We start from the raw sequence: 25,376 nt of genomic DNA on the forward strand, positions 1-25,376 counted from the left end.
GCCTCGGGTCGGGCGAGGGCCAGGCCAGGCCCCCGCGCCCCAAGGTCAGGGGCTTCCGGTGGCCAGCAGCTGCTGCACATGCGCGCGCAAGGGGCGTGGCCGGGCAATGCCAAAGCCCTGCACGAAATCGACCCCGTAAGCGGCGAGCAGGTGTTTTTGCGATTCGCGCTCGACGCACTCGGCGATGGTGAGCAGGTTCATGGATTTGGAGACGCCGCAGATCGAGCGCACGATCTGCTGATCGACCCGGCTGGTTTCGATCTCGCGCACAAAGGAGCCGTCGATCTTCAGGTAGTCGGCCTCCAGCGCCTTGAGGTAGTCAAAGGTGGCCAGGCCGGTGCCAAAATCGTCCAGCGAGGTGCTGGCTCCGTGCCGGCGCAGGCGCTGGAACAGCTCCACCGCCTGCGGGCGCTGGGCGATGCCGGCGGTTTCGGTGAGTTCGAAGCACCACTGGCGCGGGCTCAGGCCGCTGGCGGCAATGACGGCGACGATGTCGTCGAACAAGCCGGGGTCGGAGACCGATGCGCCCGACAGGTTGACCGACAGCTTCCAGTTTTTGTTGCGCTGCTGGGCCAGCGGGCGCACCTGCGCGGCGGCTTCGGCGAGCACCCAGCGATCGAGTGCCGCCGCCAGTCCGTGGCGCTCGGCCATCGGGAAAAACTCGGCTGGCGACATCGGGCTGCCGTCGGGCAGGGTCCAGCGCAGCAGCACCTCGGCCCCCGCTTCTGCTTGCTCGTGCAGGGTGCGCTGGATCGGCTGGCAAGCCAGCCACAGGCCCGTGGTGGCCGCCGCTTGCGGCTGGTGCAGCAGCTCGCGCAGGTGGTCGAGGCACTCGAGCTGCTGGCGGCGCAGGCGCAGCAGGTTTTCGGGCCGGGCCGGGTTGCGGGTGGCGGCGGTGCTGCCGTTCCAGCCCACATGCGTGGCTTGGGCCAGCAAGGCCAGCCGCTGCTCGGGCTGCAAGGGCTGCCCATCGTCGTCGAGCCGGCCGATCGCCAGTTGCAGCCGGGTCGATTCCCCCGCCACCCCGTAGCGTTTGCCGTCCAGAGCCTGCTGTATGCCCTCCACCAAGCCCTTGCTGGCCCAACCGGGCCGTAGGCACAGCACAAAGAAGCCCTCTTTCATGCGGCTGATCTGGCTGCCGCTGGGCGCCAGTTGCCCCAAGGCGATCGAGATGTCGCGCTCGACCGAGCGCGCCAGCGCCAGATCAAAGCGGTCTTCGATCTGGCTCAGGTTGCAGGCCTCCACGCCCAGCAGGTCGGGGTGCGGGGCGCTTCGGCGCAGGTGCTCGAGCAGCCCGGTTTCGTTCAGCCGCCCGGTCACCGGGTCGGTGTGCGCCGAGCGCCGCAGGGCGCGTTCGAGCAGACGGCGCTGCGCCATCACGGCCGAGACCAGAAAACCCACGGCGGCCAAAAATATCAGCAGCACGGTCTGGTCGATGATCCAAGTGAGGGCGTACGCCTCCGCTGCCGGGTAGTTTGGGGCCAGCGCCACCATGGTCACCGAAGCCGCAGCCGTGGCCCAGTGCACCAGCAGCGGGCGGGCACCAAAGGCGGCCCACGCCACCAGCCCCAAAAATAGGTAGCGCATCGCTTCGGCCGAGCCCAGGTTGGCGCGGTCGGCCACATGGGCCAGCAGCCCAAACGACACGAACAGGCTGCACCACAGCACGGTCTGGCGGTCTAGCAGGCGGCGCCATGGGTAGGCGCGGTGCTTGAGGGCGTTGAGCGACAGTTGGGTGGCGTGCCCAAACATCAGCAGGCCAAACACATGCGACAGCGCCATCAGGATCATGACCTCGTAATCGGCCCAGGCGGGGGTGTCGAGCAGCAGAAACTGCCAACTGCCCAGCAAGGTGAGCACGGCGCTGGCAGGCAGCACCGCCAGCAGGTGAAAGCTGGCGGTGCGCAGCAACGGGTTGTGGCTTTGGATGCGCGGGTAGAGCAGGCGCAGCGCAACCCAAGCCAGCAGCAGCGCCAGCACCAAGGCACCGACGCCGATCAGCGACTCGAGCGTGCCGATGCCGTGCCAGCCGTGCCAAGCCGCCACCCCCAGCGCAAGGGCCGGGATCATGGCCGGTCCGTAGGCGAGCACCGCACCCAGCGCCACGCCGTTGGCGGGCCAGATCAGGCTCATCCCGAGCCCTTCAATGGCGAAGTGGAGCGACAGCTCGGCCACCAGCATCCACAGCAAGGCGCACAGCAGGCCGCGTTGCAATGTCTTGGCCTGCGCCGCCCAGCGCCCCGCAGCCGGGTGCCCGATGGCGCTGGGGCGGGCGGTGTCGTCAGGGCGGGTGGCGGTCATGCGCAAAAAATAGCGTTGAAGTTGCCATTTAAGCATATTCAGGCCGCAGGCGCGTGACAGGAGGGCCGCGGCGCAAAGCGTTTAGCATAGCCCCCATGAACCGCCCCGCCGCGCCCGCCCGACCTGCCAGCGCCCGCTCTGCCGCTGCCGCCACGCCATCGCTGGCCCGTCCGGCTGTGCCCGCCATGGCGGCGGGTGCGGCCTTGCAGTGGCTCGAGCCGGCCAGCTTGCAGCAGCTGCGCGCCCTGTTTGGGCCGGGGGCGGCGCTGTGCATGCCGCTGTTGGACAGCCGCACGCCGGCCGGCTTCCCCTCGCCGGCGGCCGATTTTCAGCACGAGCGCGTCGATCTGCTCGAACACTTGGCGCTCGACCGGCCCTACACCTTCATGGCGCGCGTGCGCGGCGTTTCGATGAGCGGCCGGGGCATCGACGACGGCGACCTGATCGTCGTCAACCGCCAGCTCACGCCGAGCCATGGCCACATCGTGGTCGCCTTGGTGGACAACGAGCTCACCGTCAAGACGCTGCAGCGCCAGTCTGGCAGCACCCGGCTGGTGGCGGCGCACCCGGACTACCCCGACATCGTGCTCAGCGAGGGTCAGACGCTGGAGGTGTGGGGCGTGGTCACGGCCACCATCAAAAAAATGGATTACTGAGCGCAGCGCTCTGAGTGCCGACCTTGCCTATGTCCACCCAAGCCGCTGCCCCAGTTGCCGCCCCATTGGCGCGCCAGCACCCCGGCGCCTTTGCGCTGGTCGATGGCAACAACTTTTATGCCTCATGCGAGCGGGTGTTCGAACCGCGCCTGATCGGCCGCCCGCTGGTGGTGCTGTCCAACAACGACGGCTGCGCCATCGCCCGCTCCGAAGAGGCCAAGGCGCTGGGCATCGCCATGGGCGCGCCGTGGTTTCGCATCCGCCACCTCGAGCAGCAGGCCGGTCTGGTGGCGCTGTCGGCCAATTTTGCGCTCTATGGCGACATGAGCCAGCGCCTGATGGAGGTGGCCGCCGCACTGGGCTGTGGGCAGGAAATCTATTCGATCGACGAGTGCTTCATCGACCTCGCCGGCGTGCCCGACGCCAGCGCCCGCGCGCGCCAGACGCGCGAGCGCATCCAGCGCTGGCTCGGCTTGCCGACCTGCATCGGCATCGGCGCCACCAAAACGCTGGCCAAACTCGCCAACCACATCGCCAAGAGCGCCGAGCGCAAACCCGGCAGCTACCCGGCGCGGCTGGCCCAGGTCTGCAACCTGCTCGAGCTCAGCGCGCGCCAGCGCGACTGGCTGCTGCAGCGCACGCCGGTGGCCGAGGTCTGGGGCGTGGGGCCGCGCTGGGCGGCGCAGCTGCAGGCCCACGGGGTGCAGACGGCGCTGCAACTGCAGCGGCTCGACCCGGCGCTGGTGCGCCAGCGCTGGTCGGTGGTGCTCGAGCGCACCGTGCGCGAGCTGGGCGGGCTGGCTTGCATCGGGCTCGAGCAAGCGCCGGCGCCCAAGCAGCAGATCGCCTGCACCCGCAGCTTTGGGCAGCCGGTGACCGAGCTCGACGACCTGCGCCAGGCCCTGAGCCACTTCTGCAGCCGCGCCGCCCTCAAGCTGCGCCAGCAAGGCAGCCGCGCCGGCGCGCTGCTGGTGTTCATCCGCACCAGCCCTTTCAGGCTCCAAGACGCACCCTACGCGCGCTCGCTGGTGCTGCCGCTCAGCCCGCCCAGCGACGACACCGTGCGCTTGGTCGGTGCCGCTTTGCAGGCGCTGCAGGCGCTGTACCGGCCCGGTTACCGCTACGCCAAGGCCGGGGTGATGCTGCTCGATCTGCAAGCGGCGCCGCCGCAGGCCACGCTCGACTGGGGTGCGCCAGATGAGGACGGCGGGGACGGCGAGGGCAGTGGGCGCAGCCAGCGCCTGATGCAGGCGCTCGATACCGTCAACGCCCGCTTTGGTGCGCAGGCCCTGCGGCTGGGTTCCTCGGGTGGGGGTGGCGGCCCGCCGGCGCCGGGCTGCGCCGAGCCTGCCGCGCGCCCCTGGCAGATGCGCCAGCAGCGCCGTTCGCCGCGCTACACCACGCGCTGGGACGAGCTGTGGCAGGTGCGGGCCTGAAGAGGCTGCGAGGCCGAGATGCGGGCACGCCCCATCCCCTCGCAGCCGTTGAGCTGTCATCAACAGGGTGTAGGCTGACGGCCGTTTGATGCACGCCACGTCGCCACTCCCCATGACCACCAACACCGCTCCCGCCGCCGACCACCACCCATGGGCGGTGTTTCAGGTTTTTTTGCGCCTCGGGCTCACGTCCTTTGGCGGCCCGATCGCGCATCTGGCCTATTTCCGCACCGAATTTGTGCAACGGCGGCGCTGGCTCGACGAGCACGAGTACGCCAGCCTGGTGGCGCTGTGCCAGTTTTTACCCGGGCCGGCCAGCAGCCAGGTGGGTTTTGCGCTGGGCTGGTCGCGCGCGGGGTATCGCGGCGCCTTGGCGGCGTGGTGCGGCTTTACCTTGCCTTCGGCGCTGCTGCTGGTGGCTTTTGCGTTTCTGCTGCTGCACCACGGGCAGGGGCTGCCCGAGGGCCTGTTGCCGGGCTTGGTGGTGGCGGCGCTGGCGGTGGTGGCGCAAGCCGTCTGGGGCATGGGGCGCAGCCTGTGCCCCGATGCGCCCCGGCGCGCGCTGGCCCTGCTGGCGGCGCTGGCGGTGTTGCTGTGGCCCAGCGCCTGGACGCTGATGGGCGTGATCGTGCTGGGCGCAGCGGCCGGCCGTTGGGTGCTGGCGTCAGACCCCAGCGCGGCGGCGGCAGAAGGCACACAAGGCCTGCAGATCGCGCTCAGCCGCCGCACGGCCTGGGTTTGCCTCGCCTTGTTTGCGCTGATTCTGCTGGCCTTGCCGCTGGGGGCTTGGGCCAGCGGCAGCTTTTGGGTGGCGCTGGCCGAGGTGTTTTACCGCAGCGGTGCGCTGGTGTTTGGCGGCGGCCACGTGGTGATGCCGATGCTGCAAGCCGAGGTGGTGCCCAAAGGCTGGGTCGATCTGCAGACCTTTTTGGCCGGTTACGCGGCGGCGCAGGCGGTGCCCGGGCCGTTGTTTACCTTTGCCGCTTTCCTAGGTGCAGCGGCGGGCGGCTGGCTGGGCGCCGTGCTGGCGCTGCTGGCGGTGTTTGCGCCGGGCATGCTGGTGCTGCTGGCGGCGCTGCCGCACTGGCAGCGTCTGCGCCAGAGCGCGCAGGCGCAAAACGCCATCGCTGGCGTCAGCGCTGCCGTGGTCGGGCTGCTGCTGGCGGCGCTGCTGCAGCCGCTGCTGGCCGGGGTGGTGGCCAGCGCTCAAGATGCAGCCCTGCTGGCGCTGGCCGCGCTGGCGCTGCTGTGGGGCAAGTGGCCGGCGTGGTTGGTGGTGCTGGGCAGCGGCGCACTCGGGGCGCTGACGGCGGCTGCGTTTTAGCCCGGCGGCACGCTGTCGGCAAAGCTCGGGCGCTGCATCAGTTTGGCCTGCAACCGGGCCAGGTTGGGGTGGGCGGCGCGCCAGTCGATGTGCGCAAAGCGAAAATCCAAGTAGGCCAGCGCGCAACCCGTGGCCACATCGGCCAGCGTAAAGTGCTGGCCGTGGCAAAAAGGCTGCTCGCCTAGGCGCGCACTCATGGCGCGCAGGCCGTGCGCGATCTTGCCCAGCTGGCGCTCGATCCAAGCGGGGCTGCGCTGCGCGGCCGTGCGGCCTTCCCAGTGCCCCTCCATGCGCGCGGCAAAGGCGGCGTCGCTCACGCCGTCGGCCAGCACCTCCCATACTTTTACTTCCAGTCGCTCGCGCCCGTTGGCCGGAATCAGCTTGCCCACCGGCGAGAGCGTGTCGAGGTATTCGACGATCACGCGCGAGTCGTACACCGCCGTGCCGTCGTCAAGCAGCAGACACGGCACCTTGCCCAGCGGGTTGTGCTGGTGGATGCGGGTGTCGGCGGCCCAGACGTTTTCGTCGGCCCAAGCGCAGTCGAGCTTTTTTTCGGCCAGCACCACGCGCACCTTGCGCACGTAGGGGCTGGTCAGCGATCCGATGAGTTGCATGGGTACTCCTTGAAGGTTCGAGATGGGCACGGGGCACGGGGCTGAGGCGGTGGCGCCAGCGCCCGTGGTTAGAATGATTATCGGCCCGCTGCCGGGTTTTGCCCCTTACAGCCTGGCTTTTTGCCCTTGCCCCACTGGAGTTTGCCTGCAACATGAAAAGCGTGCCTGAAACACCCTGGCACCGCCTGCCGCCCGACGAGGTGCTCGGGCGGCTGGATGCAAACCCGCAGCAGGGCCTCGAGGCACCCGAGGTGCAGGCGCGCCAGCGCAGCCACGGCCCCAATGCGCTGCCGCCACCCAAGGGGCGTGGCCCGCTGCTGCGCTTTTTGCTGCAATTTCACCAGGTGCTGGTGCACATCCTACTGGTGGCCACGGTCATCAAGCTCGCCGTGGGCGCTTATACCGACGCGGCGGTGATCTTTGGCGTGATCTTCCTCAACGCCGTGATCGGCTTCGTGCAGGAGGGCAAGGCGCTGGGCGCGCTCGAGGCGCTGGCGCGGGCGCTGACCACCGAGGCCACGGTGCTGCGCGGCGGGCAGCGCCAGCGCATCGACGCGCGCGCGCTGGTGCCCGGCGACATCGTGCTGCTGGCCTCGGGCGACAAGGTGCCCGCCGACCTGCGCTTGCTCGGGGTGCGCGAGCTGCGCGTGGCCGAGGCCGCGCTCACCGGCGAGTCGCTGCCGGTCGAAAAAAGCGCCGAGCCGCTGGCCGCCGACACGGTGCTGGCCGACCGGCGCAACATGGCCTATTCCTCGACCCTGGTGCACTACGGCACGGCCACCGGCGTGGTGGTGGCCACCGGCACCGGCACCGAGATCGGTCGCATCTCGCAGCTGCTGGCGCAGACCGACGTGCTGGCCACGCCGCTGACGCAGCGCATCGCGCGCTTTAGCCACTGGCTGATGTGGGCCATCCTGTCGCTGGCGGCGCTCACCTTTGCCGTCGGCACCTTCGTGCACGGCAAGCCGCTGGTCGATATGTTCATGGCGGCGGTGGCGCTGGCGGTGGCCATGATCCCCGAGGGGCTGGTGGTGGTGCTCACGGTCACGCTGGCCATCGGTGTCAGCCGCATGGCCCGCCGCCACGCGATCATCCGCCACCTGCCAGCGGTCGAGACGCTGGGCAGCACGACCGTGATCTGCTCCGACAAAACCGGCACCCTCACGCGCAACGAGATGACCGTGCAGCGTCTGTGGGCCGGCGGCGCCGGTGCCGAGGTCAGCGGCGTGGGCTACGCGCCGCAGGGCGCGCTCAGCCGCGACGGCCAGCCGCTGCCGGTGCTGCCGCCGGCGCTGCATGAGCTGCTGCGCGCCGGCCTGCTGTGCAACGACGCCGTGCTGCGCGAGGATGACGGCGGCTGGCGCATCGACGGCGACCCGACCGAGGGCGCGCTGATCGTGGCCGCGCGCAAGGCCGGCCTGCTCGAGGCCGCCGAGGCGGCGGCGCACCCGCGGCTCGACGCGCTGCCCTTCGAGTCGCAGCACCAGTACATGGCCACGCTGCACGGCGGCGCGCCGCCGCAGCTCTACCTCAAGGGCGCGGTCGAGGCGGTGCTGGCGCGCTGCAGCCACGCGCTGGCCGCCGACGGCAGCCTGCAGCCGCTCGACCCCGACGCCGTGCACGCCCAAGTCGAGGCCATGGCCCGGCTGGGCCTGCGCGTGCTGGCTTTTGCGCGCCGCAGCGGTGCCGGGCTGGCGCGCATCGGCCATGATGATGTGGCCGGCGGCCTCGAGTTCATCGGCCTGCAAGGCATGATCGACCCGCCGCGCGCGGAGGCGGTGCGCGCGGTGCAGGCCTGCCACACCGCCGGCATCCGCGTGAAGATGATCACCGGCGACCACGCGGTCACGGCCGCGGCCATCGCCGCCGAGATCGGGCTCGATCCGCACGCCAGCCGCGAGCACCCGCCGCGCGCACTCAGCGGCCGCGAGCTCGAGGCGCTGGACGCCGCCGCGTTCGAGGCCGCAGCCGCCGACACCGCCGTGTTTGCGCGCGTCACCCCCGAGCAGAAGCTGCGCCTGGTGCAGGCGCTGCAGGCGCGCGGCGAGGTCGTGGCCATGACCGGCGACGGCGTCAACGACGCGCCGGCGCTCAAGCGCGCCGACATCGGCGTGGCCATGGGCATCACCGGCACCGAAGTCTCGAAAGAGGCCGCCGCCATGGTGCTCACCGACGACAACTTCGCCAGCATCGAGGCCGCGGTCGAAGAGGGTCGCGGCGTGTTCGACAACATCGTCAAGTTCATCAGCTGGATTTTGCCCACCAACGCCGGGCAGGGGCTGGTGATCATCGCCGCCATTTTGGCCGCGCAGCCGCTGCCCATCCTGCCGGTGCAGGCGCTGTGGATCAACATGACCACCGCCGTGCTGCTGGGCCTGACGCTGTGCTTCGAGCCGCGCGAGGCCGGCATCATGCAGCGCCCGCCGCGGCGGCCCGAGGCGCCGATCCTCAACCTCGAGCTGGTGCTGCGCATCGTGCTCGTCGGTGTGATGCTGATGATCGGCGCGACCGTGCTGTTCCACCACGCCATCGCGCGCGGGCTGTCCGAGTCCGAGGCGCGCACGATCGCGCTGGCGGTGTTCGCGGTCGGGCAGTCGTTCTACCTGCTCAACATGCGCTCGCTGCGCCAGTCGATGTGGCGGCTCGGGCTCATGAGCAACCCTTGGATTTGGGTCGGCATCGCGGCGATGATGGGCTCGCAGCTGCTGCTCACCTACGTGCCGCTGATGAACACGCTGTTTCATACCGCGCCGATCGCGGCCGCGGAATGGCTGCCGGTGCTGGCCGTGGGCTTGACGATCTATGCCGTGATCGGTGCCGAAAAACTGCTGCGCAAGACGCTGGAAGCGCGCGCCGCCAGAGGCTGAGGCGCAGGCGCACCCCAAGCAGCCGCTGCCAGCCCCCAAGCGACCCAGGCCGCGCTTTTACAATCGGCGCCACCATGCAAGCAGCCACATCCCCACTGGAATTTTCCCCCCTCACCGCCCTGTCGCCGCTCGACGGGCGTTACCAGCCCAAGCTCGACGCGCTGCGCCCGATCTTGAGCGAATACGGCTTCATGCGCTGCCGGGTGCAGGTCGAGCTGGTCTGGCTCGAGCAGCTGTGCGACGCCGGCCTCACCGGCGCGCCGCCGCTCACCCCCGAGGCGCGGGCGCACCTGCGCGCCATCGTCGCGCGCTTTGGCCCGGCCGACGCCGCCGCCATCAAGGCGATCGAAAAAACCACCAACCACGACGTCAAGGCGGTCGAGTACTGGATTCGCGGCAACCCCGAGCTCGGCGTGGCCGGTGCCTTTGCCGGCTGGCCGCAGTTGCAGGCGCTGGGCGAGTTCGTGCATTTTGCCTGCACCAGCGAAGACATCAACAACACCAGCCACGCCCTGCAGCTGCAAGCGGCGCGCGAGCAGGTGCTGTTGCCGGGGCTCGATGCCATCTGCGCGCAGCTGCGCGACCTGGCGCAGCGCTGGGCGGCGGTGCCCATGCTCAGCCGCACCCACGGCCAGAGCGCCAGCCCCACCACCGTGGGCAAGGAGCTGGCCAACGTGCTGCAGCGCCTGCAAAGCGCGCGCCAGCGCATCGCGGCCGTGCCCCTGCTGGCCAAGCTCAACGGTGCCGTGGGCAACTACAACGCCCACCTGGCGGCCTGGCCCGATTTCGACTGGGAGGCCTTTGCCCGCCGCGTGGTCGAAACCCCCGCTGCCAGCGCCAGCAGCGCGCCCAATGCCGCCATCGGCCTGGGTCTGAGCTTTCAGCCCTACAGCACCCAGATCGAGCCGCACGACTACATGGCCGAGCTGTTCGACGCCGTGGCGCGCAGCAACACCATCCTCATCGACCTCGCGCGCGACCTCTGGGGCTACATCAGCCTGGGCTACTTCAAGCAAAGGCTCAAGGCGGGCGAGATCGGCTCCTCCACCATGCCGCACAAGGTGAACCCGATCGACTTCGAAAACGCCGAGGGCAACCTCGGGCTGGCCAATGCGCTGCTGCGCCACTTGAGTGAAAAGCTGCCCATCAGCCGCTGGCAGCGCGATTTGAGCGACTCCACCGTGCTGCGCAACATGGGCGTGGCGCTGGGCCATGCGGTGCTGGCGCAGCAGTCGCTGCGCGTCGGGTTGGCCAAGCTCGAGCTCAACCCCGCCGCGCTGGCCGCCGACCTGGACGAGGCCTGGGAGGTGCTGGCCGAGCCGATCCAGACCGTGATGCGCCGCCACGGCATGGCCGGCGCCTACGAAAAACTCAAGAGCGCCACCCGCGGCCAGGCGGTCACGCGCGCCGCCTTGCACGAGCTGATCGCGTCGCTCGACCTGCCGCCCGCCGACCAGGCGCGCCTGCTGGCCCTCACCCCGGCTGGCTACACCGGCCTGGCCGAGGCGCTGGCGCGGCGGGCGTGATCGGGCGTTGGGTTTGGGGCACCGGCGCAAGAGGCAGGCCCGGCGCTGCTGCGAGCACAGGGGCCGCGGCAGATGGCATGGCTGGCGCAGCCCATGGGTGGCGCGGCTGGCGGGGATCGAACCCACGACCCTCGGCTTCGGAGGCCGATACTCTATCCACTGAGCTACAGCCGCGCAGAGCCTGTCATTCTAGCAGTTTGGCGAAGCCCAAGCGCCCCAGCAAGGGCCCAGGCGGGATCAGGATGGCCAAGGGGCAGGCGCAGCGGGCGCATCTCGGGCGCATCAGAGCCGCTGGGCTGTGCTAGAATGTCGGCTGTGGCCCGGTAGCTCAGTTGGTAGAGCAGCGGACTGAAAATCCGCGTGTCGGCAGTTCGATTCTGCCCCAGGCCACCAGAATTTCTTAAGATTCAAAGACTTGCATAGGGTTAAGATTAAATCCCTATACTCAAGTCAAATATGTATGCGCAGCGTATGCGTTTTGGGGCAACTAAAAACACCTGCAAGCCAAGCCTCTCAAGGCCACGCCCAGCAGGCGCAGATCGCAGAGCAAGCCAAGATCGCTCCGCATACATTGCGCATACACGGCGCCAGGGCACCTTTTGACGCCATGACGCCATGACGCCATGACGCCAACCCTCACGCATCCAGCCCCGGCAAGCCGCGCTCAGTAAAGACCCTCGACAGCCCCTGCACGGCCAGCGCTTGAATACTGGTGCCCTCAGCCGCTGCGAGCTGGTGCAGCCGCTCCCACTGCGCCCGAGGCAGGCGCACGGTGAGCGCCACCACCTCTTTTTTCCCGCGCCCGCGAACCGCGCCCACCTTCTCAACGGTAGGCTCATCCACTTGAGGCGCAGCCACTACGCCCTTGCGACTAAAAGCCGCCAGCCCTGTAGGTTTGTTGTTCACAGCGCCACCTCTTTTTGTTCCATCTGCTCTTTCAGCCAAGACCACAGCGCGCGAATCTCTCCCGCTGCTTTGCCGTCACCCTCAAACTCGGTCACGGCCCGGCCCGTGGCCACAGCCCGAGCGAAGGCCCGGCGATCCACAATTTCCACCGGCGCAACAGGCAAGCCGTATTCAGCCAGCAGCGCCCGGGTCTCGGCAATCTCGCGTGAGCGAAACGGGCAGGCAGACAGCACAAACACCGCCTGCACCCCAGCCGCCCGCACGATGTCCACCGCGCTACCCACGGCGGCAATGTCGAAAGCGCTGGGCCGCACCGGAATCACCACCAGGTCCACCGCGCGCGCGATGCGCCCGGCATCGGGGGCCGCGTGGGGCGCAGTGTCCACAATCGCCAGCGTCATGCGCTCTTGCTGCGCCGCATCGAGCACACGCCCCAGATCCGCAGCGGCAGTGGTAGCCACAAAGGGCGCTTCCTGGGGCCGAATGTCGCTCCAGACGGTGGCGCTCTTTTGCGGGTCGGTGTCGATAACAACCACCGCCTCCCCGGCCTCCACCGCCGCCACGGCGGTATGCACCGCTAGCGTGGTTTTGCCACCCCCGCCCTTTTGAGCCAGAAAAGCTATCGTTTGCATAGTTACTCCTTGGTTGAAAGTTGACGCCATGACACCATGACGCCATGACGCCATGACGCCATGACGCCATGACGCCATGACGCCATGACGCCAGATTGTGCGCCATCAGTAGCCAGCCGCCGCCGCACCAGCGAAAAAATCTCCAGCTTGTCCCAGCACTGATCCCTGTAGTTAAGCAGGCGCAGACTTCCAAGCCAGCCTCTGCTTCGTGTGTCAACCTTTCAACCTTGGAGCCCATCATGACCGCCACCCTCACCTTTGCCGCCCCCGCCGCTGGCATCCCCTCGCGCATCACCCAGCGCTTGCGCGAACTCGCCGCCTTCTCTGTGCCGTTTGTGGTTGGCGGGATTGCGCTGCATCTGCTGCTGGCTTGCTGATCATGCGCGCCGCCTCTCTGGCCGTAGCCGCTCTCGCAGCGGCTACGATGACTGCACATGCGCAGACTGCTTATTGCAGCTTCGACCGCGCCCATGCGCGCGTGACGATGCCTATCTCCGCTGAGGCAGTGGGGCACCCCGGCTTTGTGCTTCTATACGCCACGCGCGGGGATGAAACGGGCTTTCTGCTGAGTAACGGGCAGTGGACAGACCAAATCCCCGATCGCGACAGCTTGACCAATCTGCCATCGATGCCATCGAGCTTCACGTTCGACTTCTGCATCCCCGAGCCCGTCGAATCCGAGATTTCCAGCGTGCCCTTTGCCCAGTGCGCGCAGACCTCTTGGTTCGCTCAGGGTTTTCAGGTGCATGTGACCTACGGCGCTCTCACACCAGCGCTGCGCACCGAGATTGACCAGCGCGAAGCGGCGATGGACGCACACAACGCCCGCCTGATCGCAGCTGGACGCGAGCCCCGGACGTTTGACCGGCAACGCTGGATCGAGGCCCGCATTCAGCGCGAAGCCCGCGACAACATCCAGGAAAACGTTTGGACGGTGCCGTTCATCGACTGCCGGCCGCCGGATACGGGAGGCAGCAACTAAGCCCAACCGCACCACCAACCCAGCCCGCGCCCTGCGGGCTTTTTTGTGCCTTGAACGGCTGTCCCGGCCCGCATCCCTGTAGGTATCATGTTAGCCAAAGTCATCAAACGCAAAGCCCCGGCGCGCAAGTCCGCCCCCCAAGAACTGCTCGACTACATCGACGAGCCAGATAAAGGGCGAGCCGATCTACTCGCTCAAGGGCGCGACTCAGGTGCTGCCGATCTGATCACCTACGCCGCAAGGGAAGGGGTGGCAGGTTCCGGCTGTCTCAACATCCCCGGCACTCAGACCCGAGAAAACGCCATCGCCACGCTTGACGCCATAGTCACACGCGCCCGCGCCAAGGGCCTCGACGCCAGCGACCCGCTGTATCACGTTGCTCTCAACTGGCAGCCAGGCGAGCAACCCACCAACGAGCAAGCCAAGGCGGCCGCGCTGCACACGCTCAAAGCGCTGGGGATGCAAGATGCCGCTGGCATGTACGCGATCCACCGCGACACCGACCATCACCACGTCCATATCGCAGTCTGCAAGTACGACCCGCAAGACCTGCACTATCTGGGGCCGCCCAAGCAAGATTTTCTGGTGCTTGACAAAGCCATGCGCGAAGTTGAGCTGGCTCAAGGCTGGGCGCACTCCCCCGGCCCCTACGAAGTGCAAGACGGCAGAGTAGTCAGAGCCCCCAAAAACCGTCCCCGCGAGCAGAGTCAAGAAGCCTCCATTGAGCGCGTGCATGGCGTGCCAGGCATAGCCGCTTACTGCACCCCGCACCTCGACAAACTCTGCGCCGCTCGAAGCTGGCCCGACCTGCACCGCGACCTGGGAGCGCTGGGCTTGCGCATCGAGCCCAAGCATTCGGGTTACATCATTGCCGGTGAGGGCCTGCACGGCACCCAAGCCGTGAAAGCCAGTGCAGTGCATCGCAATCTGTCAGGCAAGGCTCTTGATGCCCGCTTGGGTTCATACCTGCCCCCAAGCCCGCGCGCCGCAGCGCGCACGGATACGCTGCTTGACTTCCAGAAGCGCTGTGCCGCAGGTATCGAGCCCACCGCCCCCGAGAAACCCACTGCCCGCGACCCCGCCAAGCGCTTGCAGCAGCGGCTAGAGCGCGAGCGTGAAAGGGCCGCACTGCTAGAGCGCTACGCCGAGCATTGCCGCACCGCGCCGAAGGCAAGGCGGGCGCAAATGGCAGCACTCAAAGAGCAGCACAAGCGCGAGCGACAAGCGCTCTTTGCCGCCACTTCCGGCACACGCCGGCAGCGCAAGGCAGAGCACAGCGCCGCCTTCGGGGATCACATCGCTACCCTTCTCACGCAGAGCGAAGACACCAAGGCCCTTGCCGCCCTGAAGGCTGCGCATGGCGCGCAGATAACCAGCGTCAAAGCCATTTACTCCACGAACTGGCGTCAGTTCCTTGAGATGCGCGCCCGCCTGCACGACGACGAAGCCGCCATAGCCGCGCTTCGCGGCATCAGATACCGCGAGCAGCGCAAGCGCAGCAAGAACAGCCCCGGCTTTGAGGGTGAAGACCTACAACACCCCGGGCAGCCCGGACACCCAGCAGGCAGCATCGAAGGCGCAGACGCTTTCAGCCTGGCGACTGCGCACATTGAAGTTTCACGCGACAAAAGTTGCGTCATTTATCGCGACGAAGCCGGTGCAGAGCGGGTGAGGGATGCAGGTCAGCGGGTTGACGTAGTGCGCTCAGATGACGATGAGGCTATGCGCGCTGCGCTGGGGCTGGTGGCAAAGCGTTATGGCAACGAGGTTTTCATTACCGGCGACGACGCTTACAAAGAGCGCGCCGCCCGGGAATGCGCAAGGCGCGGTATCGCCGTAGCGAACATCGAGCTAACCCACATCTGGCACGAAGAGCGCGAGCGTAAAGGCAACAAAGTACCAGACAGAAGTTCGGAAAGATAGTACAATTGGGTTTTCACAACCAACCGGAGAACCATCATGGAAATTCATGAAAGCATCGAAGAATTGGAAGCCAAGGCGCACGAAATGTTGCGCCGGGCCAACGAATTGCGCCATGCCAAGCGCACACAGTTCATTGCCGAGACCCGGATCAAAATGAAAGAGCTGGGCGTCACCGCTGAAGACTTGCAAGAGATGCGCAAGCCCTCGCGCATTCCCAAGAACTCCCCACGCTTCCGGGATCCCAAGACCGGCTCTGTGTGGTCAGGCTTTGGCCGCGCTCCCAACTGGTACAAAGCCGCCGAGCGCGAAGGCAATGTGGATTCGCTGCGCATCGAGGAAGCAGCCGAGGAAGCGCAGCAGTAAGCAACCCCCGCGCCCATGAAAAAAGCCGCTCTAATCCAGCGGCTTTTTCTTTGAGCACCTTCAGACTTTCAAACCTGCACCTCGCCAAATCCAGCGCGCAGCAGATCCAGCCAGGCGCTATCCGGGTGCAACACGTTCTCGGAAAAGAAGGGTACATCGTTGAGCGTCCAGCCCACACGCACCCCGGCAACCGCCAGAGCACGCTTGAGCATTTCGGTGCAATAGATGCGCTCACCGTCATCTGCCAGGCTCAAACGGTCATCAAACGGACGCCCAAGCATCGAGCCCGCAGTGTGCCCAATCGTCTTAGCCGCCTCAGCAGGCCCGCGCAGCACGCCCACCGCCCGCGATTCAGACCGAAAAACCTCAAAGGTCTCCAGCACCACGCCAGCTTCAAGCGCATGAGCCACCAAGGCCCCGCCGCCGCGAGTGGGTGAAACCACCACGCCGGCATGCGACCAGCGCCGACGCGCAGCAGGCAGAGGGGAATAGCGCACGATCATTTCAGTGATCGAGTTTTGCGTTCCCAACCGGAAGACCATATCACCTGCACGCAGCAAGCCCGAGGCTCCGTCAACACCAAAGGCCAGCGCTGGCGCCGCAGCGCCGCACAGCAGAGCGCCCAGCAGGGCACGACGGTCAAGGTTCGTTGTCATACAGATCATCCAAAACGTCATCGTCCTTGGCCTCCAACGCCGCCATTTCGATCAACTCACAGAGCGCACTGCGCAGCAAATCAGGCTCGATGCCCAACGATTCAGCGTACAAGCTCACATCCAACACCGCGCGCACGCCATGATTGCGCGCAGCTTCGAGGAGGGCTTTCGACAGTTCTTCAAAGTCCATTTTCAGTTTCCAATCAATCTACCAGGGGTTTTGCCTTCAGCGTTCATGAGCAATTTGTACCCAAGCGCGCCTTCGCCGTAAAACTCACACTTACCCGCCGCCACCAACACAGACGCAGCGCGATTGACCGCGTGTTGCCTCATTTGTGGGAACATCTTGTAGAGTGAGCGCATAGACACCACACCGCGATCCGATACCACAGACCACAGCGCTTCTTCAATTTCGAGAACGGGGGTGTTCATGGCCGGCGCGTGATTTGAGCCACGAACTCTGCATATTCTTGTGCGTTCGAGCGCTTCAGGACTGCGCCAAACGACTTTTCACCGATCAGCGTCATGTGCAAATCATCAGCAACACGTCGCACCTCGAATCGTGCGCCCTGATGAGAGCCAGCAAGCAACCCCGGCGATTGGTAGGTGAGCGCAATTTCAATCTTTTCTCTGCGTCCACGAAATCGCGAGCGCAGCAGAAAATTGTTTCCGCTCGTGCGCTCGATGGTTTTCATTCCAACGATGCGGCTGGGATTTTGCTCTGACCAATCGGCCCAATAGCCCTCAAACTCCGAGCCAGCCCGAGAGCCACAGCCCACAAGCAGCAGCGCCGAAGCACCCGCCGTACCTAAAATCAAGCCTCGTCTGTTCACAATCGTTCTCCAAAAAAAGTTGCTGATACCTACAGGGGCGCGGGCTGGGACAGGCTGGGCATCGCCTCTGAAATATCTGACGCCATGACGCCATGACGCCATGACGCCATGACGCCATGGCGTCAAGCCCGCTCAAGCACATAAGCCCCGTTCTCGTAGCCGATCACGCGCGCAATCTCATCCACCCGCCGCCCGCGCTGCTCTCGCTTGATAGACACCACCAGATTGACCGCCTCAGCGATCAAATCCGGCGCTGGCGGGACATTGGCCTCTTGCACCAGTTGACCTATGCGCACCAGAGCCGCAGCCGCATCGTTGGCGTGTACCGTCCCCACGCCGCCGGGGTGCCCGGTGTTCCAAGCCTTGAGCAATGCCAGCGCGCTCTTGTCGCGCACCTCACCGACCACTATCCGATTCGGGCGCAGACGCATCGTGGTCCGCAGTAATGCAGTCTGATCAATAGCATCCGTGGTGCGGTGAAAGATCCGGTTGCGGGCTTCGCACTGCAATTCACGCACGTCTTCAATGATCACAATCCGCGCATGCGGATCAATCCGAGCGATTGCCTGCAACACCGCATTCGCTAGCAGGCCGTTGAAAAACCCTCCCACACCCGCCCAACATGTGATATCATATGCATCAGGGTAAAGTGCAGTTGTAGGAGATTTCCGATGAGAGGTGCGCAGAGCTTCCAAGGTGCCATGTTCAGCTACGTCAGCCTCGAAGAGCGGGTACCGGCGCGCCACCCGCTGCGCAAACTGCGCGCTCTGGTCGATGCCCTGCTGGCGAGCATGAGCGCTGAGTTCGATGCCGTCTACAGCCGCAACGGCCGCCCCTCGGTGCCGCCCGAGATGCTGCTCAAAGCCTTGCTGCTGCAAATCCTCTTTACCATCCGCAGCGAGCGTCAACTGGTTGAGGCCATCGACTACAACTTGCTGTATCGCTGGTTCGTGGGCCTGGGTCTGGAAGACAAGGTCTGGGATCACTCCACCTTCAGCGCCAACCGCGAGCGGCTGTTCAACGAAGAGCTGGCGCGCGTCTTCTTCGAGCGCGTGCGCCACACGGCGGCTTGGGCGCAGCTCATCGGCGACGAGCACTTCAGCGTTGACGGCACCCTGATTGAGGCCTGGGCCTCGCACAAGAGCTTCAAGCGCAAAGACAGCGACAAGCCCAGCGATCCAGACCACGACGATCCAGCACCGCCCTCGGGGCGCAACGCCGAGGTCGACTTCAAAGGCCAGGCGCGCAGCAACGCCACCCACGTCAGCAGCACCGACGCCGATGCGCGCCTGTACAGGAAGGGCGACGGCGACAAGGCGCGCCTGGCGCACATGGGCCACATCCTGATGGACAACCGCCACGGACTGGTGGTGGATGTCGAGATCACCCATGCCACGGGCACCGCAGAGCGCGAAGCGGCGCTCAGGATGCTCAAGCGCAGACACAAGAAGAACCAACGGGCCACGCTCGGCGCGGACAAGGGCTATGACAGCAAGGACTTCGTCCAGGCTTGTCGGCGCTTGAAGGTCACGCCGCATGTGGCGGCCAAGGCCAAGCAATCGGCCATCGACGGGCGCACCACGCGCCACGCCACCTACAAAACCAGCCTGAAGGTGCGCAAGCGAATCGAGGAGGCCTTTGGCTGGATCAAGACCGTGGGCGGTCTGGCCAAGACCAAACTCAAGAGTCACGCCAAGCTGGCCGGGCAGGCGCTGATGTGCTTTGCTGCGTACAACCTGGTTCGTATGGGCAGCATGGGCGGCTGGTGGGATGCGCGTCATGCGTGATTCAAGGCACAAGTGCGTCCAAAATGGGCAAAATATGATGCAAAATGGCGCAAATGATGCACAAAACGGCATCGTGGCCGGATAGGAAGCGTGCGCTGCTGGAAATTCCACGAGGCTAGTGCTTTGGGTTGGTGGATTTTCAACGGCCTGCTAGTGTCGTTTTCCCGGTGCCGGTGCCGCCTGCAATCAGGATGTTTCGCCGCTCAGCAACCGCCTGCTCGATCACGGCCCGCTGTTGCTCAGTCATGATCCCCTTGCTGACATAATCCTCCAAGCTAAAAATCAATTCGGCTTTTTTGCGAATCGTAAACACCGGGCGCTCTGTCACTGGCGGTATCTCTGCTCCTGAATCCGTGACCTCAATCCCCGCATCACGACATGCCCGCCCAACCGCCGCCCCAAACTGAGATTTCTCGCACTTTTCCCGCCCAGCGGGCCGCGCGAAGACCCATCGGCGCTCACAAACACCCCGCACAAGGCGCTTGCAAGCCCATCTAACCGTGTTTTCGCCCGCTTTCGCCACCACCAGCGCAGCCTTAGCCCCGCAGAACCCCGCGTTTTTCGCAATCCGTGAGTTCGCTGAGCCCGATCTGACCCAGCCAGCAACCTTAAGCTGCCTTCATCTTGCCAAAGGCACGCTCAAACACCGCAAAGCCCGAGTCCGAGCCCGAGATGCCCAATGCCCAGCCCCGCGCATGGCTGATGACGCGCGCGGCCTTGTACATCAGCTCTTGCATCACGGTCTTGATGCGCCGGCGCAGTGCGGTCTTGCGCATCGGGCTGTCGCTCTCGTGCAGCGTGTACTGCCCCACGATGCGCAGCAGGTTCATGGCCAGCGCCGCCAGCGAGCACACCAGATGGTTGGTGGCAAACTTGCCCGAGGGCAGTCGGTTCAAGTCCATGTCGGTCTTGAACTCGGCATGAAACTGCTCGTGCGTGGCATGGTCTCGGTACAGGGTGATGACTTGCTCATGCGTGACTTCTGGCCCCAGCGTGGTGCTCCAGCCTTCCAGCACGTACTCGGGAAAGAGCAAGGGCTGGCCCCGCTTGTCCAGCGTGCGCTCGGTCAGACGATAGACGCGGCGCAGGGTGCGGCTGCCTCCTTGGGGCACTTGCACGGCAGGCAGTGCTTCGCTCCACAGACACTCGCGCTTGCCGGCTCGGATCTGGTTCCAGACGGTGCTGACATCGGCGCAGCGCTGGGCGGCAATTTGCTCCACCGGCGCCGAGCGTGGGTTCCATTTGATCAGCAGATCGACGGCTCGCCCCAGCTTGTCCGCTTGTTCCAGTGTGCGCGCCATCAGGTGCTGCGAGCAAAAGCCCGAGTCGGCGCGCAGCAGCAAAGGCGCTTGGGCCACCGCACAGGCGGAGCCGAGTGCCCGCTCGATGTTGTATTCGCTCTCGCGCGCGCTGTGCTGGCTGCCCGCTCGCAGATCGAGCTCCAGACAGTAGCCGCGTGTGCCCAAGTACAAGGCGATGGGGCAGTAGCCATCGACGCCGGCGTAGGTGTAGGAGACGCCTTCTTTGGCGCTGTCGCTCTGATCCATGACGAAGGTGTCGATGTCCAGTGGCAGGTGGCCGCTGGGCAGGGTGCCGAAGTCGATCGCTGCACCATCGATGTGCAGGCCCAGCAGGGCGCGGTTGATCGAGTCGGCCAGTTCGCTCCACTCGCAGCCCATGGCGTCGAAGCGCTGGCGCAAGGTGGCGCTGGAGGGCACGGCGCGCAGGCCCAAGGCTTGGTGGGCAAAGCGCTGCTTGCGAAAGGCTTCGACGGCTTCGAAGTCGTTCTTGCCCAAGGTGAGCATGGCTACGTAGCACTTGAGGATGTCGCTGTTGGCGATGCCAGCACGCACCGGGTACTTGGGGTCCACCATCGCTGGCAGGTTGATGCGCTTGAACAAGCGCCCCACCAAGGCCAAGCCACCGTGGCTGCTCAGGTCGTAGGGCAGCTTCTTGACAACGAACTCGACTGGGTCAGTCATTTGCGGCGCTTGCACCTAGTGGGTGCGCGTTTGTTTGTGGATAGTTCGTTGATTATAATAGAAAAACATGGGGTTTGCGGGACTCAGGTCACGGATTCAGGAGCATGGCGAGCATGACTATCTCCGACCTTGCTCCCTTCTCAATCGCGCGCTCAACCGCTTTCTCGACCGTGAGCTCAATCGCCGACATATCAACCGCCGCAGCACCAGCCGGGCGACGCTCAATCGCACGTTCGACAATGCGCTCTAGCAGGCCGTTGAAAAACCCTCCCACACCCGCCCAACATGTGATATCATATGCATCAGGGTAAAGTGCAGTTGTAGGAGATTTCCGATGAGAGGTGCGCAGAGCTTCCAAGGTGCCATGTTCAGCTACGTCAGCCTCGAAGAGCGGGTACCGGCGCGCCACCCGCTGCGCAAACTGCGCGCTCTGGTCGATGCCCTGCTGGCGAGCATGAGCGCTGAGTTCGATGCCGTCTACAGCCGCAACGGCCGCCCCTCGGTGCCGCCCGAGATGCTGCTCAAAGCCTTGCTGCTGCAAATCCTCTTTACCATCCGCAGCGAGCGTCAACTGGTTGAGGCCATCGACTACAACTTGCTGTATCGCTGGTTCGTGGGCCTGGGTCTGGAAGACAAGGTCTGGGATCACTCCACCTTCAGCGCCAACCGCGAGCGGCTGTTCAACGAAGAGCTGGCGCGCGTCTTCTTCGAGCGCGTGCGCCACACGGCGGCTTGGGCGCAGCTCATCGGCGACGAGCACTTCAGCGTTGACGGCACCCTGATTGAGGCCTGGGCCTCGCACAAGAGCTTCAAGCGCAAAGACAGCGACAAGCCCAGCGATCCAGACCACGACGATCCAGCACCGCCCTCGGGGCGCAACGCCGAGGTCGACTTCAAAGGCCAGGCGCGCAGCAACGCCACCCACGTCAGCAGCACCGACGCCGATGCGCGCCTGTACAGGAAGGGCGACGGCGACAAGGCGCGCCTGGCGCACATGGGCCACATCCTGATGGACAACCGCCACGGACTGGTGGTGGATGTCGAGATCACCCATGCCACGGGCACCGCAGAGCGCGAAGCGGCGCTCAGGATGCTCAAGCGCAGACACAAGAAGAACCAACGGGCCACGCTCGGCGCGGACAAGGGCTATGACAGCAAGGACTTCGTCCAGGCTTGTCGGCGCTTGAAGGTCACGCCGCATGTGGCGGCCAAGGCCAAGCAATCGGCCATCGACGGGCGCACCACGCGCCACGCCACCTACAAAACCAGCCTGAAGGTGCGCAAGCGAATCGAGGAGGCCTTTGGCTGGATCAAGACCGTGGGCGGTCTGGCCAAGACCAAACTCAAGAGTCACGCCAAGCTGGCCGGGCAGGCGCTGATGTGCTTTGCTGCGTACAACCTGGTTCGTATGGGCAGCATGGGCGGCTGGTGGGATGCGCGTCATGCGTGATTCAAGGCACAAGTGCGTCCAAAATGGGCAAAATATGATGCAAAATGGCGCAAATGATGCACAAAACGGCATCGTGGCCGGATAGGAAGCGTGCGCTGCTGGAAATTCCACGAGGCTAGTGCTTTGGGTTGGTGGATTTTCAACGGCCTGCTAGCGCTGCCAGGTCAACGCCCGGGCCAGCACCGCCTTCGCCGCAGATTTTGCTGATCGACTTGGACAGGCTGGCAAAGCGGTCATTCTGCGAATCGACGAGGCCCGCAAAATGCCGGTCAATCGACCTATCGACAGATAGACCGACACTGCCTTTTACTGCAGCGTGAACCGCGCTGCCGACCCGCTCATCAACGACATCGGCAAACAGCAGTTTCAGCGAGGCGCTATCAGTGCCGGTCAAGCTCAAAGACACACGCTGCTGCATATCACCCGCAATGCGCCCAATCTTCTCTTCGCACGCGCTTGACACTAACCTGAATCCGTGACCTCAATCCCCGCATCACGACATGCCCGCCCAACCGCCGCCCCAAACTGAGATTTCTCGCACTTTTCCCGCCCAGCGGGCCGCGCGAAGACCCATCGGCGCTCACAAACACCCCGCACAAGGCGCTTGCAAGCCCATCTAACCGTGTTTTCGCCCGCTTTCGCCACCACCAGCGCAGCCTTAGCCCCGCAGAACCCCGCGTTTTTCGCAATCCGTGAGTTCGCTGAGCCCGATCTGACCCAGCCAGCAACCTTAAGCTGCCTTCATCTTGCCAAAGGCACGCTCAAACACCGCAAAGCCCGAGTCCGAGCCCGAGATGCCCAATGCCCAGCCCCGCGCATGGCTGATGACGCGCGCGGCCTTGTACATCAGCTCTTGCATCACGGTCTTGATGCGCCGGCGCAGTGCGGTCTTGCGCATCGGGCTGTCGCTCTCGTGCAGCGTGTACTGCCCCACGATGCGCAGCAGGTTCATGGCCAGCGCCGCCAGCGAGCACACCAGATGGTTGGTGGCAAACTTGCCCGAGGGCAGTCGGTTCAAGTCCATGTCGGTCTTGAACTCGGCATGAAACTGCTCGTGCGTGGCATGGTCTCGGTACAGGGTGATGACTTGCTCATGCGTGACTTCTGGCCCCAGCGTGGTGCTCCAGCCTTCCAGCACGTACTCGGGAAAGAGCAAGGGCTGGCCCCGCTTGTCCAGCGTGCGCTCGGTCAGACGATAGACGCGGCGCAGGGTGCGGCTGCCTCCTTGGGGCACTTGCACGGCAGGCAGTGCTTCGCTCCACAGACACTCGCGCTTGCCGGCTCGGATCTGGTTCCAGACGGTGCTGACATCGGCGCAGCGCTGGGCGGCAATTTGCTCCACCGGCGCCGAGCGTGGGTTCCATTTGATCAGCAGATCGACGGCTCGCCCCAGCTTGTCCGCTTGTTCCAGTGTGCGCGCCATCAGGTGCTGCGAGCAAAAGCCCGAGTCGGCGCGCAGCAGCAAAGGCGCTTGGGCCACCGCACAGGCGGAGCCGAGTGCCCGCTCGATGTTGTATTCGCTCTCGCGCGCGCTGTGCTGGCTGCCCGCTCGCAGATCGAGCTCCAGACAGTAGCCGCGTGTGCCCAAGTACAAGGCGATGGGGCAGTAGCCATCGACGCCGGCGTAGGTGTAGGAGACGCCTTCTTTGGCGCTGTCGCTCTGATCCATGACGAAGGTGTCGATGTCCAGTGGCAGGTGGCCGCTGGGCAGGGTGCCGAAGTCGATCGCTGCACCATCGATGTGCAGGCCCAGCAGGGCGCGGTTGATCGAGTCGGCCAGTTCGCTCCACTCGCAGCCCATGGCGTCGAAGCGCTGGCGCAAGGTGGCGCTGGAGGGCACGGCGCGCAGGCCCAAGGCTTGGTGGGCAAAGCGCTGCTTGCGAAAGGCTTCGACGGCTTCGAAGTCGTTCTTGCCCAAGGTGAGCATGGCTACGTAGCACTTGAGGATGTCGCTGTTGGCGATGCCAGCACGCACCGGGTACTTGGGGTCCACCATCGCTGGCAGGTTGATGCGCTTGAACAAGCGCCCCACCAAGGCCAAGCCACCGTGGCTGCTCAGGTCGTAGGGCAGCTTCTTGACAACGAACTCGACTGGGTCAGTCATTTGCGGCGCTTGCACCTAGTGGGTGCGCGTTTGTTTGTGGATAGTTCGTTGATTATAATAGAAAAACATGGGGTTTGCGGGACTCAGGTCACGGATTCAGGACTAAAGCAGCAATGAGCCAAGACGCATCATCTGCATCAAGCGCAGCAAACTTGGTCTTAAGCTCAGCACTGATCATTTGATTGAGCACCACAGCGCGCACATCTGCACCGCCTGGGCTCAACTTGGCCCGCGCTGGCGCTGGCGACGCAACTGGTGCAGGCTTTGGTGCAGGCGGCAACTCGTCATCGAGCGAATCATGCGTCATTTTGCTTCACCAGTTCTGCCAGATACTCACCGGCGATGGGACGGAAAATCTCGCGCGCGGCTTTACGAAAACGGTCAATGCGGATGCGCAGAATTGGCGACTTGTTAACTCGCGTGTCAGTCATATCAATGAGCAGCATCTCGGGGTTTTCCAGCACCAGCCGCATCGAGTCAGGTTCAAGACGGGGGAACTCGGAAACGTAGTCAAAATCACCGCCCTTCAATCGCTCAAGCAATCCCTCATCCTTGAAATGCTTGGGCGCAAGCGCAAGGGTTGGTCCGACCGTGCCCATGCCTTTTTCTTTGATGTCGTTCAAGCTCTGAAGCGACAGGGAGCTGTTGCCGAGCGACAAGATGACGCGCAGCTTGGCATTGATGCTCTTGAGCGCCTCCTTGATCACTTGCGGATCCCGGTCAACAGTGGCTGATGCGCCAGCGGGCATGTTGACCACGATCACCTCTGTACCGTGCTGCTCGATTGCTTCCTGAGCAAAATCAACCAGCCGGTTTACGGCGGTTTCATACTCAGAAAAATCCGACAGCCGGATTTTGGCCACAGGGATGCCCGATCCCTCGAAGCGCTGGGCAACGTCGGCATTATCAGTGTCGCCATCGACCAACGCGACGCGCACGCTGTCTTCAATCAACAGATCTACAAGTGTCGCGCAAACAAGGCTTTTGCCCACACCGCCTTTATCGCCGTGGGAAAAAATTACAGTTTTGCTCAT

General features: G+C 65.0%; 26 protein-coding genes and 2 tRNA genes. 12 read left to right on the forward strand and 16 right to left on the reverse strand.

What is annotated here, in order from left to right; translation table 11 throughout:
* Positions 1-45: 45 nt before the first annotated feature.
* On the reverse strand, positions 46-2,301 hold the full coding sequence (locus AAAZ40_RS02385) for an EAL domain-containing protein (RefSeq protein WP_476660998.1): 2,256 nt from the start codon (positions 2,299-2,301) through the stop codon (positions 46-48).
* 95 nt (positions 2,302-2,396) lie between these two features.
* On the opposite strand from AAAZ40_RS02385, the gene AAAZ40_RS02390 reads away from it, so the two are divergent.
* The 3 genes from AAAZ40_RS02390 to chrA all read left to right on the forward strand — a co-directional run bounded on the left by AAAZ40_RS02390 (position 2,397) and on the right by chrA (position 5,717).
* The gene (locus AAAZ40_RS02390; RefSeq protein WP_476660999.1) at positions 2,397-2,957 is read left to right on the forward strand and encodes a LexA family protein; all 561 of its coding nucleotides are present in this window, start codon (positions 2,397-2,399) and stop codon (positions 2,955-2,957) included.
* Between the two features lie 29 nt (positions 2,958-2,986).
* Positions 2,987-4,393, forward strand: a complete 1,407-nt coding sequence (locus AAAZ40_RS02395) for a Y-family DNA polymerase (protein ID WP_476661665.1) — start codon at positions 2,987-2,989, stop codon at positions 4,391-4,393.
* A 112-nt stretch (positions 4,394-4,505) separates the two neighbouring features.
* Positions 4,506-5,717: a chromate efflux transporter gene (chrA, locus tag AAAZ40_RS02400; protein WP_476661000.1), complete on the forward strand. Its 1,212-nt coding sequence runs from the start codon at positions 4,506-4,508 to the stop codon at positions 5,715-5,717.
* On the opposite strand, the gene AAAZ40_RS02405 is transcribed toward chrA, so the two are convergent.
* Positions 5,714-6,331, reverse strand: a complete 618-nt coding sequence (locus AAAZ40_RS02405) for a glutathione S-transferase C-terminal domain-containing protein (RefSeq protein WP_476463695.1) — start codon at positions 6,329-6,331, stop codon at positions 5,714-5,716. The genes chrA and AAAZ40_RS02405 overlap by 4 nt on opposite strands.
* A gap of 152 nt (positions 6,332-6,483) precedes the next feature.
* On the opposite strand from AAAZ40_RS02405, the gene AAAZ40_RS02410 reads away from it, so the two are divergent.
* A complete protein-coding gene (locus AAAZ40_RS02410; RefSeq protein ID WP_476661001.1) occupies positions 6,484-9,198 on the forward strand; it encodes a cation-transporting P-type ATPase in 2,715 nt (904 codons plus the stop codon).
* A gap of 95 nt (positions 9,199-9,293) precedes the next feature.
* The gene (gene purB / locus AAAZ40_RS02415; protein WP_476661666.1) at positions 9,294-10,724 is read left to right on the forward strand and encodes an adenylosuccinate lyase; all 1,431 of its coding nucleotides are present in this window, start codon (positions 9,294-9,296) and stop codon (positions 10,722-10,724) included.
* Positions 10,725-10,822: 98 nt separating this feature from the next.
* Here purB and AAAZ40_RS02420 read toward each other — a convergent pair.
* Positions 10,823-10,898: transfer RNA gene (locus tag AAAZ40_RS02420), tRNA-Arg, on the reverse strand.
* A 143-nt stretch (positions 10,899-11,041) separates the two neighbouring features.
* Between AAAZ40_RS02420 and AAAZ40_RS02425 the strand changes: the two genes are divergently transcribed.
* A tRNA-Phe gene (locus AAAZ40_RS02425) sits at positions 11,042-11,117 on the forward strand.
* Positions 11,118-11,360: 243 nt separating this feature from the next.
* Here AAAZ40_RS02425 and AAAZ40_RS02430 read toward each other — a convergent pair.
* Both AAAZ40_RS02430 and parA read right to left on the reverse strand, forming a co-directional pair.
* Positions 11,361-11,630, reverse strand: a complete 270-nt coding sequence (locus AAAZ40_RS02430) for a hypothetical protein (protein WP_476661002.1) — start codon at positions 11,628-11,630, stop codon at positions 11,361-11,363.
* Positions 11,627-12,262 (reverse strand): ParA family partition ATPase, encoded by a 636-nt coding sequence (parA, locus tag AAAZ40_RS02435; RefSeq protein WP_476661003.1) that lies wholly within the window; start codon positions 12,260-12,262, stop codon positions 11,627-11,629. Before parA ends, AAAZ40_RS02430 begins: the two co-directional genes overlap by 4 nt.
* A 239-nt stretch (positions 12,263-12,501) precedes the next feature.
* Here parA and AAAZ40_RS02440 point away from each other — a divergent pair, with 239 nt between their 5' ends.
* The 4 genes from AAAZ40_RS02440 (at position 12,502) to AAAZ40_RS02455 (ending at position 15,530) form a co-directional block, all read left to right on the forward strand.
* Entirely contained in the window at positions 12,502-12,639 is a 138-nt protein-coding gene (locus AAAZ40_RS02440; RefSeq protein ID WP_476661004.1) for a hypothetical protein, read from the forward strand.
* A gap of 2 nt (positions 12,640-12,641) precedes the next feature.
* On the forward strand, positions 12,642-13,244 hold the full coding sequence (locus AAAZ40_RS02445) for a hypothetical protein (protein WP_476661005.1): 603 nt from the start codon (positions 12,642-12,644) through the stop codon (positions 13,242-13,244).
* A gap of 87 nt (positions 13,245-13,331) precedes the next feature.
* A complete protein-coding gene (traI, locus tag AAAZ40_RS02450) occupies positions 13,332-15,167 on the forward strand; it encodes a TraI/MobA(P) family conjugative relaxase (protein ID WP_476661006.1) in 1,836 nt (611 codons plus the stop codon).
* Between the two features lie 36 nt (positions 15,168-15,203).
* Positions 15,204-15,530 (forward strand): H-NS histone family protein, encoded by a 327-nt coding sequence (locus tag AAAZ40_RS02455; RefSeq protein WP_476661007.1) that lies wholly within the window; start codon positions 15,204-15,206, stop codon positions 15,528-15,530.
* A 68-nt stretch (positions 15,531-15,598) separates the two neighbouring features.
* Here AAAZ40_RS02455 and AAAZ40_RS02460 read toward each other — a convergent pair whose 3' ends face one another.
* From AAAZ40_RS02460 to AAAZ40_RS02480, 5 genes are all read right to left on the reverse strand, one after another.
* A complete protein-coding gene (locus AAAZ40_RS02460) occupies positions 15,599-16,186 on the reverse strand; it encodes a C40 family peptidase (protein WP_476661008.1) in 588 nt (195 codons plus the stop codon).
* Positions 16,170-16,376: a hypothetical protein gene (locus AAAZ40_RS02465; RefSeq protein WP_476661009.1), complete on the reverse strand. Its 207-nt coding sequence runs from the start codon at positions 16,374-16,376 to the stop codon at positions 16,170-16,172. The genes AAAZ40_RS02460 and AAAZ40_RS02465 overlap by 17 nt, the downstream gene beginning before the upstream one ends.
* A gap of 2 nt (positions 16,377-16,378) precedes the next feature.
* Positions 16,379-16,618 (reverse strand): hypothetical protein, encoded by a 240-nt coding sequence (locus AAAZ40_RS02470; protein WP_476661010.1) that lies wholly within the window; start codon positions 16,616-16,618, stop codon positions 16,379-16,381.
* Positions 16,615-17,019, reverse strand: a complete 405-nt coding sequence (locus tag AAAZ40_RS02475) for a hypothetical protein (RefSeq protein WP_476661011.1) — start codon at positions 17,017-17,019, stop codon at positions 16,615-16,617. The genes AAAZ40_RS02470 and AAAZ40_RS02475 overlap by 4 nt, the downstream gene beginning before the upstream one ends.
* Before the next feature lie 122 nt (positions 17,020-17,141).
* On the reverse strand, positions 17,142-17,714 hold the full coding sequence (locus tag AAAZ40_RS02480) for an ATPase, T2SS/T4P/T4SS family (protein ID WP_476661012.1): 573 nt from the start codon (positions 17,712-17,714) through the stop codon (positions 17,142-17,144).
* On the opposite strand from AAAZ40_RS02480, the gene AAAZ40_RS02485 reads away from it, so the two are divergent.
* Positions 17,691-18,806: an IS5 family transposase gene (locus tag AAAZ40_RS02485; RefSeq protein WP_476659922.1), complete on the forward strand. Its 1,116-nt coding sequence runs from the start codon at positions 17,691-17,693 to the stop codon at positions 18,804-18,806. The genes AAAZ40_RS02480 and AAAZ40_RS02485 overlap by 24 nt on opposite strands.
* A gap of 139 nt (positions 18,807-18,945) precedes the next feature.
* Here the strand turns inward: AAAZ40_RS02485 and AAAZ40_RS02490 are convergent, their stop codons facing one another.
* From AAAZ40_RS02490 to AAAZ40_RS02500, 3 genes are all read right to left on the reverse strand, one after another.
* Positions 18,946-19,119, reverse strand: a complete 174-nt coding sequence (locus AAAZ40_RS02490) for a hypothetical protein (RefSeq protein WP_476661013.1) — start codon at positions 19,117-19,119, stop codon at positions 18,946-18,948.
* Between the two features lie 295 nt (positions 19,120-19,414).
* Positions 19,415-20,788 carry an IS1380 family transposase gene (locus AAAZ40_RS02495; RefSeq protein WP_476660395.1) on the reverse strand — a complete coding sequence of 458 codons (1,374 nt, stop codon included), beginning with the start codon at positions 20,786-20,788 and terminating at the stop codon, positions 19,415-19,417.
* Positions 20,789-20,876: 88 nt separating this feature from the next.
* Positions 20,877-21,146, reverse strand: a complete 270-nt coding sequence (locus tag AAAZ40_RS02500; protein WP_476661748.1) for a hypothetical protein — start codon at positions 21,144-21,146, stop codon at positions 20,877-20,879.
* Between AAAZ40_RS02500 and AAAZ40_RS02505 the strand changes: the two genes are divergently transcribed.
* Positions 21,123-22,238, forward strand: a complete 1,116-nt coding sequence (locus AAAZ40_RS02505) for an IS5 family transposase (protein ID WP_476659922.1) — start codon at positions 21,123-21,125, stop codon at positions 22,236-22,238. The two genes, AAAZ40_RS02500 and AAAZ40_RS02505, sit on opposite strands and share 24 nt — an antisense overlap.
* A 139-nt stretch (positions 22,239-22,377) precedes the next feature.
* Here AAAZ40_RS02505 and AAAZ40_RS02510 read toward each other — a convergent pair whose 3' ends face one another.
* The 3 genes from AAAZ40_RS02510 to AAAZ40_RS02520 all read right to left on the reverse strand — a co-directional run bounded on the left by AAAZ40_RS02510 (position 22,378) and on the right by AAAZ40_RS02520 (position 25,376).
* Complete coding sequence (locus tag AAAZ40_RS02510; protein WP_476661014.1) at positions 22,378-22,638, reverse strand: hypothetical protein; 261 nt, start codon at positions 22,636-22,638, stop codon at positions 22,378-22,380.
* A gap of 330 nt (positions 22,639-22,968) precedes the next feature.
* Positions 22,969-24,342: an IS1380 family transposase gene (locus AAAZ40_RS02515; protein ID WP_476660395.1), complete on the reverse strand. Its 1,374-nt coding sequence runs from the start codon at positions 24,340-24,342 to the stop codon at positions 22,969-22,971.
* A gap of 296 nt (positions 24,343-24,638) precedes the next feature.
* The gene (locus tag AAAZ40_RS02520) at positions 24,639-25,376 is read right to left on the reverse strand and encodes a nucleotide-binding protein (RefSeq protein ID WP_476661015.1); all 738 of its coding nucleotides are present in this window, start codon (positions 25,374-25,376) and stop codon (positions 24,639-24,641) included.

The organism is Serpentinimonas sp. SMBJO2 (assembly GCF_056341105.1).